This is a genomic window from Nonomuraea harbinensis (genome assembly GCF_019396385.1).
In the GTDB taxonomy this organism is placed as follows: Bacteria; Actinomycetota; Actinomycetes; order Streptosporangiales; family Streptosporangiaceae; genus Nonomuraea; species Nonomuraea ferruginea.
On the sequence record NZ_JAHKRN010000003.1, the window covers coordinates 213,380 to 228,467 of the forward strand.

The 15,088-nt window shown below is 73.3% G+C and carries 12 protein-coding genes; all 12 read left to right on the forward strand.

The features are described 5' to 3' along the window. Nucleotides 1–133: 133 nt before the first annotated feature. The 12 genes from mraZ to KME79_RS04530 all read left to right on the forward strand — a co-directional run bounded on the left by mraZ (nt 134) and on the right by KME79_RS04530 (nt 14,960). Nucleotides 134–565: a division/cell wall cluster transcriptional repressor MraZ gene (mraZ, locus tag KME79_RS04475; RefSeq protein WP_148032682.1), complete on the forward strand. Its 432-nt coding sequence runs from the start codon at nt 134–136 to the stop codon at nt 563–565. 218 nt (nt 566–783) lie between these two features. Further along, a complete protein-coding gene (rsmH, locus tag KME79_RS04480; protein ID WP_148032681.1) occupies nt 784–1,767 on the forward strand; it encodes a 16S rRNA (cytosine(1402)-N(4))-methyltransferase RsmH in 984 nt (327 codons plus the stop codon). Then, nucleotides 1,751–2,467 carry a cell division protein FtsL gene (gene ftsL, locus KME79_RS04485; RefSeq protein ID WP_219543410.1) on the forward strand — a complete coding sequence of 239 codons (717 nt, stop codon included), beginning with the start codon at nt 1,751–1,753 and terminating at the stop codon, nt 2,465–2,467. Before rsmH ends, ftsL begins: the two co-directional genes overlap by 17 nt. Before the next feature lie 902 nt (nt 2,468–3,369). Then, nucleotides 3,370–5,100: a peptidoglycan D,D-transpeptidase FtsI family protein gene (locus KME79_RS46850; RefSeq protein WP_465263310.1), complete on the forward strand. Its 1,731-nt coding sequence runs from the start codon at nt 3,370–3,372 to the stop codon at nt 5,098–5,100. Nucleotides 5,101–5,137: 37 nt separating this feature from the next. After that, nucleotides 5,138–6,670 carry a UDP-N-acetylmuramoyl-L-alanyl-D-glutamate--2,6-diaminopimelate ligase gene (locus KME79_RS04495; protein WP_219543485.1) on the forward strand — a complete coding sequence of 511 codons (1,533 nt, stop codon included), beginning with the start codon at nt 5,138–5,140 and terminating at the stop codon, nt 6,668–6,670. Next, complete coding sequence (locus KME79_RS04500; protein ID WP_219543411.1) at nt 6,667–8,085, forward strand: UDP-N-acetylmuramoyl-tripeptide--D-alanyl-D-alanine ligase; 1,419 nt, start codon at nt 6,667–6,669, stop codon at nt 8,083–8,085. Before KME79_RS04495 ends, KME79_RS04500 begins: the two co-directional genes overlap by 4 nt. Then, nucleotides 8,082–9,137: a phospho-N-acetylmuramoyl-pentapeptide-transferase gene (gene mraY, locus KME79_RS04505; protein WP_148032678.1), complete on the forward strand. Its 1,056-nt coding sequence runs from the start codon at nt 8,082–8,084 to the stop codon at nt 9,135–9,137. Before KME79_RS04500 ends, mraY begins: the two co-directional genes overlap by 4 nt. Next, on the forward strand, nt 9,137–10,501 hold the full coding sequence (gene murD / locus KME79_RS04510) for a UDP-N-acetylmuramoyl-L-alanine--D-glutamate ligase (RefSeq protein ID WP_219543412.1): 1,365 nt from the start codon (nt 9,137–9,139) through the stop codon (nt 10,499–10,501). Before mraY ends, murD begins: the two co-directional genes overlap by 1 nt. Further along, nucleotides 10,498–11,790: a putative lipid II flippase FtsW gene (gene ftsW / locus KME79_RS04515; RefSeq protein ID WP_219543413.1), complete on the forward strand. Its 1,293-nt coding sequence runs from the start codon at nt 10,498–10,500 to the stop codon at nt 11,788–11,790. The genes murD and ftsW overlap by 4 nt, the downstream gene beginning before the upstream one ends. Before the next feature lie 12 nt (nt 11,791–11,802). Then, on the forward strand, nt 11,803–12,879 hold the full coding sequence (gene murG / locus KME79_RS04520; protein ID WP_219543414.1) for an undecaprenyldiphospho-muramoylpentapeptide beta-N-acetylglucosaminyltransferase: 1,077 nt from the start codon (nt 11,803–11,805) through the stop codon (nt 12,877–12,879). Beyond that, on the forward strand, nt 12,876–14,285 hold the full coding sequence (murC, locus tag KME79_RS04525; RefSeq protein WP_219543415.1) for a UDP-N-acetylmuramate--L-alanine ligase: 1,410 nt from the start codon (nt 12,876–12,878) through the stop codon (nt 14,283–14,285). The genes murG and murC overlap by 4 nt, the downstream gene beginning before the upstream one ends. 12 nt (nt 14,286–14,297) lie before the next feature. Next, nucleotides 14,298–14,960: a cell division protein FtsQ/DivIB gene (locus tag KME79_RS04530; RefSeq protein WP_148032673.1), complete on the forward strand. Its 663-nt coding sequence runs from the start codon at nt 14,298–14,300 to the stop codon at nt 14,958–14,960. Nucleotides 14,961–15,088 lie beyond the last annotated feature (128 nt).

A 15,088-nucleotide genomic window follows, 5' to 3' on the forward strand; every position in this document is an offset into this window, starting at 1 on the left:
CAACGCCTCCCAGTTGAGCGGCGGACAAGGTTCGAATCAGTTGACGGTGGGGAGAAGTGGAGTATGGTGGTGCGCAGTGGAGAGCGCGGTGCACCAGCGCCGAGCGCTTCACGAGGCACGGGAGGTGGCGCCGATGTTCCTCGGCACCCATCACCCGCGTCTGGACGACAAGGGACGGCTGTTCCTGCCGGCTAAGTACCGTGAGGAGCTGGCGGAGGGTCTTGTGATCACCAAAGGCCAGGAGCGATGCCTCTACGTCTTTCCTGTGGAGGAGTTCCAGCGCATCACCGAGGCTCTCAGGACCGCCCCGGTTACCGCCAAAGCGGTGCGTGACTACAGCCGCGTCTTCTTCGCCAGCGCGTCCGACGAGAAGCCAGACAAACAGGGGCGCGTCACCATTCCGCAGGGCCTGCGCCAGTACGCCGGCCTGGAGCGTGACTGCGTCGTCATCGGGGCCAACACCCGTCTGGAGATCTGGGACGCACAGGCCTGGGACACCTATCTCAACGAGCAGGAACAGGCGTTCGCCGACCTCTCCGAGGAGGTGTTGCCAGGGATCTTGTAAACAAACGGTCGAGCCGTCGGAGATGTCGTTCGGCGAGGTCTCCACCCGCAACCACTGCCGGCCAGCTGATGCACCTTCCCCGGTGTCAGATGGCAGGCGTCCACGAAGAGGGTGCGGATGGGGACCTGGCCGGGCGGCGCCGGGGTGGGGACCCAGGACAACCGACACATCGACCGGCCGCGTCATCCGCGAGCCAGGACGCGAAAGGGGGGGTGGAGATGCACGACGACGCCGACACGACCGGTCACGTTCCGGTCATGCTCGAACGCGTTCTGGAGCTGCTGGAGCCCGCGATCACCGCGTCCGCCTCCGGCCCCGCCCCCGTCGTCGTCGACGCCAATCTGGGGCTCGGCGGCCACACCGAGGCCCTGCTCGCCGCACACCCCTCACTCCACGTGATCGGCATCGACCGCGACCCTTTCGCGATCGAGTACGCCACGCGCAGGCTCGCGCCGTACGCCGGGCGCACGACGCTGGTCCACGCCTCGTCCGACGAGCTGGACGCCGTGCTGGCCGGGGCGGGGCGCACCACCATCGACGGGGCGCTGTTCGACCTCGGCGTCTCCTCGCCGCAGCTCGACGAGGCGGCGCGCGGGTTCGCCTACTCCTATGACGCCCCGCTGGACATGCGGATGGACACCGAGCAGGAGCTCACGGCGGAGACGGTGGTCAACACCTACTCCGCGGCCGAGCTGATCCGGATCCTGCGCGACTACGGCGAGGAGCGGTTCGCGGCACGGGTCGCGCACCTCATCGTCAAGGAACGCGCCAAGGACCCCATCACGTCGACGAAGCGGCTCGCGGACCTCGTGAGGGACGCGATCCCCGCCGCTACCCGGCGCACCGGGGGAAACCCCGCCAAAAGGACTTTCCAGGCGCTGCGCATCGAGGTCAACGCGGAGCTCGCCGCCCTGGAGGTGGCGCTGCCCGCCGCGCTCGACGCGCTGGCACTGGGCGGGAGGGTCGTCGTGCTCTCCTACCACTCGCTGGAGGACCGGCTCACCAAGCAGGTCCTCACCGCGCGGACCAGGGACACCAGCCCGCCGGGGCTGCCCGTCCCGCTGCCGGCCCACCAGCCGCGGTTCCGCACCCTGACGAGGGGAGCCGAGCTCCCGAGCGAAGAAGAGCTGGCCCGCAACCCGCGGGCGGCTTCGGCCCGGCTCAGGGCCGCAGAGAGGATCCGTGTTGACGACCAGGACTGAGCAGGAGACCAGGCGGGGCGCGCCCGTCCGCGGCGCTGTGCCCACGACTGGGGCCAAGACCGGCCAGCGCAGGCCCGAGCCGCCGCACCCGGCCAAGCCCGTCCCGCAGCCGCGGCCCGACGCGGCCAGGCGCCGCCCGCGCGCCGACGACGAGCCGGCGCCCCGCGCGGCCCGCCCGGCGTCCTCGCGCGGCGAGACAGGCGCGCGCGCGAGCCGCGGCGCGGCCGGCGTGCGCGACCGCGCCACCCGCGTGGAGACCGACGAGCGCGCGGCCGGGACCGGCGTGCGCGGGTCGCGCACCGTCACCGAGCCGCGCAGGGCGCGTCCCGGCGTGCGCAAGCCGCGTCCCGAGGCCGCTCGGCCCGAGCAGGCGCGCCCGCGGCGCCCCGCCGCCGGGCGGCCCGCGCGGCGCCAGCGCGCCCCGTTCGTGCTGCTCGTCGTCGGGCTGCTGTGCGGTGGCCTGGTCACCCTGCTGCTCCTCAACACCGTCCTGGCGCAGGACTCGATGACCGCCTCCAACCTGGTCGACGAGATCTCCACCGCCCGCCAGCAGAACGAGGACCTCCAGCGCAAGATCGAGGAGGAGAAGCTCCCCGGCAGGGTCGCCGAGCGGGCCGAGGACCTCGACATGCGCCGCGACTGGGACTCGGTCAACAACTACGACGGCTCCGCCTCCAGTCAGGCGGGCCCGGCACGGTGAGAGACTCCGGCGGCAGGGGGCAGGGCCCCGGTCGCGGCGGGGGCGGCGCCGGCTCTCAGGGAGGGCCCGGCGCCGCTCGTCGTACGCCGGGCGGTCCCGGACGGGCGGGGCGCCCCGGCACGGGCCGTGCCGCGTCCCCGGACGACCCCTTCCACCTTCCCTTCGGCGACACTCCCCGCTCCCGGGGCGGTTCCCCGGCCGACGACGACGTCCCCGACGACGACCCCGCTCCCGGCGGCCCACGCCGGCCCCGCCCCGGGCAGGGGAGACCACGCCGCGGCGATGACGACCTCCCCGCTGGAGGCCCGCACGCCGACGAACGGTCGCGCGGCCGTACCTCCCGGCGGGGCGGTTCCCGCCGGGGGGAGGACGACCTCCCAGCGGGTGGACCGCACGCGGAGGAACGGTCGCGCGGCCGGGCCGGGCAGCGCGATGGTGAGGCGTCTCCCGGAGGCGCGCGCGGGGGGTCCGCCCGGGGAGAGCGGTTCCGCCGCGACGAGAGCGACCACCGGCGCGACGCCGGCCCCTCGCGCGGCCGGGCCGGGCAGCGTGACACGGAGGCGCGGCAGGGCGACGCGTTCCGCCGCAGGCCCTCCGACACCGCCCGGCGCCCCCCGCACGACCGATCACGCGGCGACGGCGACGCGCGCGGCCGGGACGACGGCTCGGCGCGCCGCACCCAGGCCGACAACCCCGTACGGCGTCCCCGGGACGAGGACGCCGGACGCGCGCGCCCCGGAGAAGGGCCACGCGCGGCGACACGTGCCGGCACGGACGCGGGCGGCCGTGGGGGCACCCGCGTCCGCGCCGGCGAAGGCGCGCGGCGCGACCCCCAGGACGGGGCGCGGCCGCGCGCGGGCGGCGGAGGCCGCAAGCCGCCCCCGCCGCCGAAGCCGCCGCTCGTGCTCCGCCTCGGCAGCCCGAAGCGGCGCATCAGCATCGGCCTCATCGCCATGACCTTCATCCTGTCGATCTTCGCCGGCCGCCTCATCCAGATGCAGGGCCTCGACTCCAAGGTCTACGAGGCCGCGGCCACCAAGCAGCGCCTGCACGTCGAGAAGATCCCCGCCAAGCGCGGCTCCATCACCGACGTCAACGGGCACAACCTGGCGCTCACGGTCGAGGCGCGCGACATCTCCATCGACCCGTCCAAGATCCCCGCCGAGGTCAGGCAGGGCGTGGCCTCGCTGCTCGCCCGCACCCTCGGCAGGCCCGTGGAGGAGATGGCCGCCAAGCTGGCCAGGACCGACACCCGCTACCAGCTGCTGGCCAGGGGCGTCGCCCCGCCCGTGGCCGACCGGCTGCTCAAGGAGCCGGTGCCGTCGCTCAACGCGACCAGCACCTTCCGCCGCGTCTACCCGGGCGGCGACCTGGCGGGCAGCCTGATCGGCTTCGTCGGCGACGACAAGGACGGCCTGACCGGGATCGAGCAGGTGAAGAACACCGCGCTGGCCGGGACCGACGGCGAGCTGCAGATCGAGACCGGCCGCGACCTGCAGCGCATCCCGATGACCGGCAGCCAGCGCACACCCCCCGTCGACGGCCGCGACGTGCGCCTGACGATCGACCGCGACATCCAGTGGGCCGCCCAGAAGGCGATCGGCGAGCAGGTCGAATCCGCCGGCGCGAGCAGCGGCACCGTCATCGTCATGGACGTGCGCACCGCCGACGTCATCGCCATGGCCAACGCCCCCGAGCTCGACCTGGCCAACTGGCGCGAGGCCCCGGAGTCTCACTACCTCAACCGGGCCGCCGCCGACGTGTTCGAGCCCGGCAGCACCAACAAGGTGATCACCGCCGCGGCCGCGCTGGAGGCCGGCGTGGTCGACTCCGACACGGTCTTCCACGTCAAGGACAACATCCAGTGCTACGACCGGGTGCTGCGTGACGCCCACGCCCACCCGCCGGAGGACATGACCTTCGCCCAGGCCATGGCGCAGTCCAGCAACGTCGCCACGGTCATGGCGGCGCGCAGGGTCGGCAGCGAGGGCCTGTACGACATGCTCAAGGCGTTCGGGTTCGGCACCAAACCCGGCGGCGACATGCCGGGCGCCGGGGCCGGCCTGCTGCCGCACCACGACAAGTGGTCGGGCAGCCAGAGCTGCACGATCGCCTACGGGCAGGGCGTGTCGGTGACCGCGCTGCAGATGGCCAGCGTCTACCAGACGATCGCCAACGGCGGCGTGAAGGTCGAGCCCAGGATCGTCGCCGGCACCACCGCCCCCGACGGCACGTTCACGCCGGCCAAGCCCGGAAAGAAGACCAGGGTCATCAGCACGGCCACCGCCAAGGAGATCACCGCCATGCTCGAGGACGCGGTCGGCGCGCAGGGCACCGGCGAGCTGGCCGCCATCCCGGGATACCGGGTGGCGGGCAAAACCGGCACCGCGAACCGCTACGATGCCGAACTCGGCCGCTACGACGGCTACACCGCCTCGTTCGCCGGTTTCACGCCCGCCGACGCGCCCCGCCTGGTGGTGCTGTCGGTGCTGCAGAACCCGAAGAACGGCCACTACGGCGGTCAGATCGCGGCCCCGGTGTTCAAGGATGTGATGACGTTCGCTCTCAAGAGCAGGAAGATCCCGCCTACAGGCTCTGCCGCGTCTCCGGCGCGCGCAGGCGCGGAGCAGTGAGAGGGGAGGGTACGCTGCCGCCGTGCGTCCCCCGTCCATGCGTCCCACCGACAGCCCGCCGCGCCCGCTGACCGCGCTGGCGACCATGCTCGATGCCGAGACCGGCACCGCGCGGTCGCCGCACGCCGCGCTCACCGGCGTCACCCACGACTCCCGCCAGGCGCGGCGCGGAGACCTCTACGTCGCGCTGCGCGGTGAGCGCGCGCACGGCGCCGACTTCTCCGCCGAGGCGATGGCGCGCGGCGCCGTGGCCGTCCTGACCGACGCCGCGGGCCGCGACGCGGCCGTCGCCACCGGCCTGCCGGTGCTCGTCGTGCCCGATCCGCGCGCTTTGCTCGGCCAGGTCGCCGCCTGGGTCTACGGTCACCCGGCCCGCGACATCACGGTCCTCGGCGTCACCGGCACCAGCGGCAAGTCCACCACCACGTTCCTGCTGGAGGCAGGGCTGCGCGCGGCGGGCCTGCGCACCGGCCTGGTGGGCGGCGTCGAGATCCACGCCGGCGACCTGTGCTTCGAGGCCGGGCTCACCACCCCGGAGGCGTCGGATCTGCACGGCCTGTTCGCGCTCATGCGCGAGCAGGGCGTCACCGCGGCCGCCATGGAGGTCTCCAGTCACGCGCTCGCGCTCAACCGCGTCGACGGCGTCTTCTACGACGTGGCGCTGTTCACCAACCTGTCGCAGGACCACCTCGACTTCCACAAGGACCTCGACGACTACTTCGCCACCAAGGCCAAGCTCTTCCAGCCCGAGCTGAGCCGGATCGGCGTGACCAACGTCGACGACCCCTACGGCCGCGAGCTGCTGCGCCTGGCCAAGGTGCCGATGACCACGTTCTCAGCCCAGGGCGACCCAGGCGCCGAGTGGCGGGCGCTCGACGCCCGGCTGGGCGCCGACGGCAGCGCCTTCAGGATCGTCGGCCCCGGCGGCGTCGAGGCCGACGCGCAGATCGCGCTGCCCGGCCCGTTCAACGTCGCCAACGCCCTCGGCGCCGTCGTCACCCTGGTCGAGGCCGGCGTGCCGCTGCAGACCGCGGTCCACGGCGTCGGCACCCTCACCGGGGTGCCCGGCCGGATGGAGCGGGTCACCGGCTCCGGCGACGAGTTCCAGGCCGTCGTCGACTACTCGCACAAACCCGGCGCCGTGGAGTCGGTGCTCCGCTCGCTCCGCGAGGTCACCGCGGGCCGGCTCACCGTCGTGCTCGGCTGCGGCGGCGACCGCGACAGGGGCAAGCGGCCGCTCATGGGCGAGGCCGCCGCGCGGCTGGCCGATGTGGCGGTTCTCACCAGCGACAACCCCCGCTCCGAGGATCCGCTGGCCATCCTGGCCGAGATGATGGAAGGGGCGCTGAGCGTGCCCCGCGAGGAGCGCGCTCATGTGATCATTGAGCCCGACCGCGCGGCCGCCATCGACCTCGCGGTGAACCGCGCCACGCGCGGTGACGTCATAGTCGTGGCAGGCAAGGGCCACGAGCAGGGCCAGTACGTTTCAGGCGAGGTGATCCCCTTCGACGACAGGGAGGTGGTCGCCGCAGCGATCGACGCACGCAAGGAAAGCAGGAAGTACGAATGATCCCGTTGCCTCTGGCCAGGATCGCCGAGATAACCTCGGGCGCGCTGTCGGGCATGGCCGACCCCCGCGCCGTGGTGCGCGGCCCCGTCGTGATCGACTCGCGGGCCGTCGAGCCGGGATCCCTCTTCGTCGCGTTCAGAGGCGCCCGCGTCGACGGGCACGACTACGCGGCGCAGGCCGTGCGGGCCGGCGCCGTCGCGGTGCTGGCCGGCCGCCCGGTCGAGGCGCCCGCCGTCATCGTGCCCGACACCACGGCCGCGCTGGCCGAGCTGGCGACCGCGCAGGCCGCGTCGCTGCCGAACGCGACCGTGATCGGGGTGACCGGCTCGGCGGGCAAGACCACCACCAAGGACCTCCTCGCGCGGCTGACCGCCAGGATCGGCCCGACGATCGCCCCGGCCGGAAACCACAACAACGAGATCGGCCACCCGCTCACCGTGCTCAAGGCCGGCCTCGACACCCGCTACCTGGTGCTGGAGCTGAGCGCCCGCCACATCGGCAACATCGCCGACCTGGCCCGCATCGCCCCGCCCACGATCGGCGTGGTCCTCAACGTCGGCACCGCCCACATCGGCGAGTTCGGCGGCAAGGAGGCCATCGCCAAGGCCAAGGGTGAGCTGGTCGAGGCGCTGCCGCGCACCGGCGTCGCGGTGCTCAACGCCGACGACCCGCTGGTCCACGCCATGGCCACGCGCACCGACGCGCGCGTCACCCTGTTCGGGCGGGGCGAGCACGCGGCCATCCGCGCCGAGGACGTCGTCGCCGACGAGCGCGGGCGCGCCTCGTTCACGCTCCGCACCCCCTCCGGCGCCGCCCCCGCCAGGCTCAGGCTGTACGGAGCACACGCGGTCGACAACGCGCTGGCCGCCGCCGCCGCGGGCTACGAGCTGGGCCTGCCCGTCGCCGCCATCGCCGAGGAGCTGTCGGCGGCCGAGCCCCGCAGCCGGTGGCGGATGGAGGTCACCGACCGCCCCGACGGCGTGACGATCGTCAACGACGCCTACAACGCCAACCCCGACTCGATGCGGGCCGCGTTCGAGACGCTCGCCGTGCTCGGGCGCGACCGGCGGCGGTTCGCGGTCATCGCCGCCCTGCGCGAGCTGGGCGAAGACAGCGAGGCGCTGAACACCGAGGTCGGCCGCCTGGCCGGCGCGGGCGGCCTGACCGGGCTCATCGTGGCCGGCCCCGACGCGGGCCCAGTGCTCCAAGGCGCCCACGCGGGCGCCGAGCAGGCGCAGCGGGGCGGGCCCCCGGGCACCCCGCTGCCCCGCATCGTGCACGTGCCCGACGCCCAGGCCGCCGCCGGCGAGCTCGGCCCGTGGCTGCGCCCCGGCGACGTCGTGCTCGTCAAGGGCCCGCGCGCCATGGGCCTGGAGCGCACCGCCGAGCTCCTGCTGGGAGGTGCAGGCCGGTGACCAACATCATCATCGCCGGCGCCGTCGGGCTCGTCCTGTCGATGCTCGGCACCCCCCTGGCCATCCGGGTGTTCTCCAGGCGCGGCTACGGCCAGGAGATCCGCGAGGAGGGTCCGTCCGGCCACCACGGCAAGCGCGGCACCCCCACCATGGGCGGCACCGTCATCGTGCTCGGCTCGCTGCTCGCCTACGGCGCCTCCCACCTGGCCACGCTGGAGCCGGTCACCGCCTCCGGCCTGCTCGTGCTGTTCCTGATGACCGGGCTCGGCGCCGTCGGCTTCCTCGACGACTTCATCAAGATCTACAAGCAGCGCAGCCTCGGCCTGCGCAGCGGTGCCAAGGCGTTCGGCCAGCTCATCGTGGGCGCGATCTTCGCCGTGCTGGTCACCCAGCAGCCGAACATCTACCAGATCACCCCCGCCGACACCCGGCTCTCCTTCCTGCGCGACTTCGGGCCGTCGATCGGCATCGTGGGGTTCACCATCTGGGTGCTCATCATGATCGTCGGGTTCTCCAACGCGGTGAACCTCACCGACGGCCTCGACGGCCTGGCCAGCGGCGCCACCGGCGTGGTGCTCGGCGCGTACGTGCTCATCGGCAACTGGCAGCTCCGCAACAACTGCATCGACCAGCTCGGCCCCAACTGCTACTGGGTGCGCGACCCGCTCGACCTGGCCGTGGTCGCCGCCTCGGTGCTCGGCGCGCTCGTCGGCTTCCTGTGGTGGAACGCCCCGCCCGCCAAGATCTTCATGGGCGACACCGGCTCGCTGGCCCTCGGCGGCGTGCTGGCCGGCCTGGCCATCGCCACCCGCACCCAGCTGCTGCTCATCCTCCTCGCCGGGCTCTGCGTGGTCATCACGCTGTCGGTGATCATCCAGGTCGGCTTCTTCAAGATGACCGGCAAACGGGTGTTCCGGATGGCGCCGCTGCAGCACCACTTCGAGCTCAAGGGCTGGGCCGAGACCACGATCGTGGTCCGCTTCTGGCTGATCGCCGGCCTGTGCGCGGCGCTCGGGCTCGGCCTGTTCTACGTCGAATGGATGCCCCGCTGATGAGTCTCACCTGCGTCGCCGGGCTGGGCGTGTCCGGCACCGCCGTCGCCAGGGCCCTCGCCGGGCGGGGCGAGCGCGTGGTGGTCGTGGAGTCCGGCGGGGGAGAGCGGCAGCTGGCCGCGGCGGCGGAGCTGTCCGGCCGCGGCGTGGAGGTCCGGCTCGGCCCGCTGTCGCTGCCCGAGGGCACCACCCGGCTGGTCACCACCGGCTGGGCGCCGCACCACCCGCTGATCGCAGCCGCCCTGTCGGCGGGCGTCGAGGTGATCGGCGAGGTGGAGCTCGCCTGGCGGCTGCGGCCCGCCGAGCCCGCCCCCTGGCTGGCGCTCACCGGCACCAACGGCAAGACCACCGCCGTGCGCATGCTCACCGCCATGCTGACCGCCGCCGGTCACAAGGCCGCCGCCGTCGGCAACGTGGGCGTGCCCGTCGTCGAAGCCGTGCGCGAGCCGTACGACGTGCTCGCGGTCGAGTTGTCCAGCTTCCAGCTCCACTGGTCGGCCACGCTCGCCCCGCACGCCGCGGCCGTGCTCAACGTGGCGCCCGACCACCTCGACTGGCACGGCTCGATGGACGCCTACGCGGCCGCCAAGGGGCGCGTCTTCGAACGGGCCGGCACCGTGATCTACAACGCCGACGACCCGGAGTGCGCCAGGCTGGCCGGGCCGTACCCCGGCGCGGTCGGGTTCACGCTGCGCGTCCCCAGGCCGGGCCAGGTCGGCCTGGTCGAGGACCTGCTGGTCGACCGGGCCTTCGTCGGCGACCCCGTGGAGGCGGCCGAGGAGCTCGCCACGCTCGCCGACGTGCGCCCGCTCGCGCCCCACAACGTCGCCAACGCCCTGGCCGCCGCCGCGCTGGCCCGCGCGTTCGGCGTGCCGGCGGAAGCGGTGCGGCAGGGCCTGCGGGACTTCACGCCCGACCCGCACCGGCTGGCGCACGTCGCCAGGGTCGCCGAGGTCGACTACGTGGACGACTCCAAGGCCACCAACCCGCACGCTGCCGCGGCCGCGCTGGCGTCCTACCCGTCGATCGTGTGGGTGGCCGGCGGGCAGCTCAAGGGCGCCGACGTGGCCGACCTGGTCAGCCAGGCCGCGCCGCGGCTGCGCGGGGCCGTCCTGCTCGGCGCCGACCGGGCCAGGATCGCCGAAGCTCTCGCGCGACACGCGCCGAATGTCCCCGTCGTGGACATCGAAGGTCAGGACACTGGTGTGATGGACCGTGTCGTGACCGAAGCCTCCCGCCTCGCCTCCCCCGGGGACACCGTGCTGCTCGCCCCGGCGGGCGCCTCGCTGGACATGTTCCCCGGCTACCCGGCCCGAGGGGAGGCCTTCGCGCGAGCCGTACGCGCCTTGGCGGCGGGCACGTGAGCACGGCCACCGGCGAACGCGCCGAGCCCGCCCGCCCGGCCGCCACGCAGCAGCCGTCCACCTGGGCCCGCGAGCGGCTCGGCACGCTCAAGGAGCTCCTCGACAAGCCGCTGGCGACCTACTACCTGATCCTCGGGTGCAGCCTGCTGCTGCTCGCGCTCGGGCTGATGATGGTGCTCTCCGCCTCCAGCATCGAGGCGATGCAGGAGACCGGCAACCCGTTCTACTGGTTCATCAAGCAGTCGCTGTCGGCGGCCGTCGGGCTGCCCATCATGTGGTTCTTCACGCAGCTGCCCTACCGGTTCTTCCGGTGGATGGGCTATCCGCTGATGGCGTTGTCGATCATCGCGCTGGTCCTGGTGCTGTTCATCGGCTCGTCCGAGCTGGGCGCGCAGCGGTGGATCTACTTCGGCCCGTTCACCGTCCAGCCGTCCGAGCCGGCCAAGCTCGGGCTGGCGCTGTGGGGGGCCGACCTGCTGGCGCGGCGGGTGCGCAAGGGCCGCATCGAGTGGCGGCAGATGCTCATCCCGCTGCTGCCGGGCACCGCCATCCTGGCCATCCTGGTCATGCTCGGCAGCGACCTCGGCACCACGCTCGTGCTGTTCCTGATCTTCCTGGCGCTGCTGTGGGTGGTGGGGGCGCCGGTCAAGCTGTTCGGCGGCATCCTCTCGCTCGCCGTGCTGGCCGCCGTCATCATGATCACCGTGGAGCCCTACCGGCTGGCCCGCGTCGGCGCCTTCCTCGACCCGTGGGCCGACGCGCAGGGCGCCGGCTACCAGGCCGTGCAGGGGCAGATCGCGATGGGCTCGGGCGGCTGGTTCGGGCTCGGGCTCGGCAGCAGCAGGCAGAAGTGGGACTGGCTGCCGCACGGCGAGAGCGACTTCATCTTCGCCATCCTCGGCGAGGAGCTCGGGCTGATGGGCACGCTGCTGGTGGTGGCGCTGTTCGGCCTGCTCGGGTACGCCGGGCTGCGGGTGGCCTCCCGGGTCAACGACGCGTTCGTCCGGCTGGTCTCCGTCGCGGTCGTGGCCTGGGTCGTCGGGCAGGCCATCGTCAACATGGGCGCGGTGCTCGGGGTCCTGCCGATCACCGGCATCCCGCTGCCGCTGGTCTCCTACGGCGGGTCCGCGCTGCTGCCCACGCTGGCGGCGCTGGGCATGCTGCTGTCGTTCGCCAAGCGGGAGCCGGGGGCGCGTGAGGCTCTGGCCGCGCGTGGCCCCGGACCGGCCGTGCGGGCCCTAAGCTGGCTTGGCCTGGGGGGTATGACCAGAGGCCGAGGAAGACGTTAGGGAGTGACCGACATGAGGGTGGTCCTCGCCGGTGGCGGGACGGCCGGGCACATCGAGCCGGCGCTCGCCCTGGCCGACGCGCTGCGCCGCCTCGACGCGAGCATCGGCGTGACCTGCGTGGGCACCGAGCGGGGGCTGGAGACCCGTCTCGTCCCGGCCAGGGGCTACGAGCTGGAGCTGGTGCCGGCCGTGCCGCTGCCCAGGGCGCTCACGCCGCAGCTGCTGACCGTCCCCGGCCGCCTCGCCGGGGCGGTCAACGCGGTCGCCGCCGTCCTCGACCGGACGCGGGCCGACATCCTGGTCGGTTTCGGCGGCTACGTCGCCACCCCCGCCTACCTCGCCGCCAAGCGGCGCGGCCTGCCGATCGTGGTTCACGAGGCCAACCCGAAGCCCGGCCTGGCCAACCGGCTCGGCGCCAAGCTCACTGACCACGTCTTCACCGGCTTCCCCGACGCCTCGATCGCCAAGGCCGAATACATCGGCACCCCGCTGCGCCGCCAGATCGTCGAGCTCGACCGGCTGTCCATGGGCGACAGGGCCCGCTCCTGGTTCGGGCTGCAGACCGACCGGCCGACGCTGCTGGTGTTCGGCGGCTCCCAGGGCGCCAGGTCGATCAACGACGCCGCGCTGGCGGCCGCGCACGCCCTGCGCGCCGCGGGGGTGCAGGTGCTGCACGTGGTCGGCGCCAAGAACACCGTCGAGCACGAGCCGCCGCCCGGCGACCCTCAGTACGTCCTGCTGCCGTACCTCGACCGGATGGACCTCGCCTACGCGGCCGCCGACGTGGCGCTGTGCCGCAGCGGCGCGCTCACCTGCGCCGAGCTCACCGCCGTCGGCCTGCCCGCCGCGTACGTGCCGCTGCCGCACGGCAACGGCGAGCAGCGGATGAACGCCGAGCGCGTCACGGCGGGCGCGGGCGGCATGTTGGTGGACGACGCCGAACTGTCATCTGATTGGATCATTGATCACGTGCTGCCCCTTCTCCACGACCCCGAACGGGTCGCCGTCATGTCAGAGGCGGCCTCGGCGCTGGGCACGAAGGACGCGGACGTCACGCTCGCCAGGAAAGTGTTGGAGATAGTCCGATGAGTCTCGTCAAGCTGGTCGATCCCGTCGCCGCGGAAGAACTGGGCAGGGTCCACTTCATCGGCATCGGCGGTGCGGGCATGTCCGGCATCGCGCGCATCCTTCTCAAGCGCGGCGTGCGCGTGTCCGGGAGCGACGCCCGCAGCGGCGAGCTGGTCACCGAGCTGCGCGAGCTGGGCGCGACCGTGCACATCGGCCACGCCGCCTCGCACATCAAGGACGTCGACACGGTGGTCGTGTCCACCGCCATCCGCGATTCCAACCCCGAGCTGGGCGAGGCGCTCAAGCAGCGGCTGCGGGTCATCCCGCGGGCCGCCGCGCTCGCCGCCGTGATGTCCGGCCGCACCGGCGTGGCGATCGCCGGCACCCACGGCAAGACCACCACCACCTCGATGCTCACCGTCGCCCTGCAGAAGTGCGGCGCCGACCCGTCCTACTGCGTGGGCGGCCAGCTCGTCACGACCGGCCTGGGCGCCGACGAGGGCTCGGGCCAGGTGTTCGTGGCCGAGGCCGACGAGAGCGACGGCTCGTTCCTCATGCTGGCCCCGGAGATCGCCGTGGTCACCAACGTGGAGGCCGACCATCTCGACAACTACGGTGACCCGCGCGCCGTGCACGACAGCTTCGCCCGGTTCGTCGACCGGGTCGGCGAGCTCCTCGTGGTCTGCGCCGACGACCCGGGCGCGGCCGAGGTGGCCGAGGTGGCCCGCCGCCGCGGCAAGCGCGTGGTGACGTACGGGACCGCCGCCGACTACCGGATCTCCGGGGTCAGGCCCGACGGGTTCGGCACCGTCTTCACCATCGAGGGGCCGGGCGCGAGCAAGGGCGAGGTGCGGCTGGCCGTCCCCGGGGCGCACAACGCGCTCAACGCCACCGCGGTGATCGCCGTGGCCGATGAGCTGGGCCTGCCGTTCGAGGAGATCAGAGACGGGCTGGCGGCCTTCACCGGGGCCAAGCGGCGCTTCGAGGCCAAGGGCGAGGCCGGCGGGGTCGTGGTGTTCGACAGCTACGCCCATCACCCGACCGAGCTGGCCGCCGACCTCAGAGCGGCGCGCGACGTGGTCGCCTCCTACTCCGGCGACGGCCGGGTCATCGCGATCTTCCAGCCGCACCTCTACTCGCGCACCCGCTTCTTCGCCGACGAGTTCGGCACCGCGCTCGGGCTGGCCGACGAGGCGATCGTGCTGGACGTGTACGGCGCCCGCGAGGATCCCGAGCCGGGCGTGTCCGGGGCCCTGGTGGCCGGTCTGGTCCCGCTGCCCGCCGAGCGGGTGGCGTACGTGCCGGACCGGTCGGCGGTGGCCGACTTCGTCGCGGGCCGGGCCAGGCCGGGCGACCTCGTGCTCACCATGGGCGCCGGAGACGTCACCGAGCTGGGGCCGCGGATCGTCGCGGCCCTGTCGCGCTGAGCCGGGGGCGCGGTGACCGCTCGCAAGGTCTTCCTGGTCCTGCTCACCGCCGGCGTGGTGGGCACGGCGGCGTGGCTGGTGTTCTTCTCGCCGGTGCTCGGAGTCCGGACGGTGGAGATCGTGGGAAATGTCACACTAGCGCCCGATGTGGTGAGGAAAGCCGCGGCGGTGCCCGATCTGCACCCCCTGGCCACCGTCGACCTGGCACAGGTCGAGGACCGGGTCCGCGGCATCCGTCAGGTCGCCTCCGCGAAGGTCGACCGCGTCTGGCCCGCCACGCTCCGGATCGAGGTGGTGGAGCGGGAGCCGGTCGCGCAGATCCCGGCCGGAGACAAGATCGCCGTCATCGACAAGACCGGGGCGGTCATCGAGTTGCGCGACGTGGCGCCGCCCATGCTGCCGGTGCTGAAGGTGGCCAGTCCGGCCGTCGGCGACCCCGCCACCATGGCGGCGCTGGACGTGGTGCGCGGCCTGCCGGCGAGCATCTCGGGGCGGGTTCGCCAGGTCAGCGCCACGACGGGGGAGGACGTCACCCTGGGCCTGTCCGACGGGCGCACCGTCGTCTGGGGCGGCACCGACCGGCCCGAGGCCAAGGCGCGCATCCTGCGGAGCCTGTTGAAGCGTAAGGCCGAGGTGTACGACGTGAGCTCTCCGGACGTGGTGACCCTCAAGTGATCCAATTCCGGATAAGACGCCGCGAAGCATCGCGCGTACCCGGGAAACACGGCGACTTCCCGCCAGGCGTGTCGCCGAGCCTGTGCCGGGCAGCAGGCGCGACGTGAGAGCCTGTAGATCGGGTAGAG